The sequence below is a fragment of the Streptomyces sp. LS1784 genome (genome assembly GCF_020103755.1).
In the GTDB taxonomy this organism is placed as follows: Bacteria; Actinomycetota; Actinomycetes; order Streptomycetales; family Streptomycetaceae; genus Kitasatospora.
Window position 1 is genome coordinate 1 of the sequence record NZ_JAHSQD010000989.1, and the last position, 1,765, is coordinate 1,765.

The window sequence follows — 1,765 nt, forward strand, 5'->3', positions numbered from 1 at the left end:
GGCCGCAGCCCGCACCGGCCTCCACCGCTGTCGGGGCGTCCGGCGGGCGAGGGGAGGAGGGCACCGTGCGCGCTGAGCCGAACCGCGCCGCGGCGCCGGCCCGCAGGCCGCTACGCCTTGCCGTGCGCCATCTTGATCAGACGGTCCAGCACCGTGCCGCCGCTCACCCGAAGGCCGTCGTGCTCCCACTCGTTGGTGATCCAGGTCCGCAGGCCGCGCACCGCGCGGGCGGTCTCCAGCGAGTCGGCGGTGTCCACGTACATGTCGTCGTGGTACACCGCCGCCACGACCGGCACGGTGTTGTCGGCCAGCCGCGCCCGGTCGTACAAGTCGGCCCAGCCGGTGCGGGCGGCGAGCAGCTCCGCGGTCTCCTTCAGCGGGCGCAGCGCCGGGTCGGTGTCGAACATCCAGGGGTAGATCATCTCCCCGGTGAACAGCACCGGCGCGTCGGACTCCAGCGCGGCCCGGGCATCGAACTGCGGGAACTCCTTGCGGACCCGCTCGGCCGCCCAGGCGGTGCCACCCTGGTCCACCGACCGCTGGCCGTAGATCGACTCGTGCAGCACCGCGTACAGCGGGCCGCCCGCGAAGGAGAGCTGGGCCTGGGCGCCGGCCAGGAAGGTGTCGGAGAGCTCGGGCCCGGCCGCGCCCTCCACCCAGGCCTCCTCCAGCAGGTAGTGCAGCGTGCCGGAGCCGCTGCCGCCGCCGAGCAGCAGGCCGAGTGCCTGGAACGCCTCGACGGTGAGCAGCCCGCCGTCCGGCAGGGTCGCGGGGGCGTCGGCGAGGTGGGCTGCGATCCGGCGCACCGCCTGGACGTCCTGCGGGAACCGGGCGTAGTGGTCCTCGTTCTTGCGGACCACCCGCGGGTAGGCGGCGCGGTAGACGTCGTCGGCCGAGCTGCCGAGGCCGGCGAGGCCACCGGTGATGAAGGCCTCGGTCAGGCCCTCGGGGGCGATGGAGAGGTAGGTGAGGGTGCAGAAACCGCCGAAGCTCTGGCCGAGCACGCTCCAGCGCCGGTCGGCGCCGAGCAGCCGCTCGCGGATCAGCTCGGCGTCCCGGACGATCGAGTCCGCCCGGAAGTGGGCCAGGTAGTCCGCCTGCTCCTGCGGGCCGCCGCGCCGGGCGAGGGTCTGTCGGGTCGCGGGGGTGGACCGCCCGGTGCCGCGCTGGTCGAGCAGGAGCACCCGGTAGTCGTCCAGGGCGCGCTCCAACCAGGAGTCCCGGCCGAGCGGCCGGGCGGCCTTGCCGCCCGGGCCACCCTGGAGGAAGACCAGCCAGGGCAGGTCGTCCCGCTCGCGGCCTGCGGCCACCACCTCGCGGGCGTACACGTCGATCTGCTCGCCCTGCGGGGCGGCGTGGTCGAGCGGCAGCCGGAAGACGTGGTCGGTCGTGACAATCCCGGGCAGCCGGCTGATGGTGGACATGCAACTCCTCGGTCTCTGCTGGTCACAGCGGTCGCGTCGCGGTTCACGGGGTCACCGGGTGCGGGGGCCGCGACCCCCGCACCGTATCCTGGCGGCGGTCGAGCACCGGTTCGACCGCCCCGTCCGTCCGTCCGTCCGACCGACCGGACGGCCGAGCCCGGCCGACGTCCGGCCCGAGCCGGCCCGGCGGCGGTCCGAAAGGCGGGTGCCGGCTCCGGACCGTGGGCGGTGACGCGCCCCCTACCAGGCCCCGGTGACGGTGCGACGGACGCGGTACGACCGCCCGGCAGGGCCGCCCGGACCAGCGGCGCAGCGGCGGGGCGTGACCTGGTGGCGGTGCG

General features: G+C 75.5%; 1 protein-coding gene. It reads right to left on the reverse strand.

What is annotated here, in order from left to right:
• Nucleotides 1-110: 110 nt before the first annotated feature.
• Entirely contained in the window at nucleotides 111-1,424 is a 1,314-nt protein-coding gene (locus tag KS423_RS44955) for an alpha/beta fold hydrolase (protein WP_224285435.1), read from the reverse strand.
• Nucleotides 1,425-1,765: the final 341 nt, after the last annotated feature.

Excerpts from the sequence above, each read along its gene's own strand:
- KS423_RS44955 (WP_224285435.1), bottom strand. The coding sequence starts at position 1,424 with ATGTCCACCATCAGCCGGCTGCCCGGGATTGTCACGACCGACCACGTC.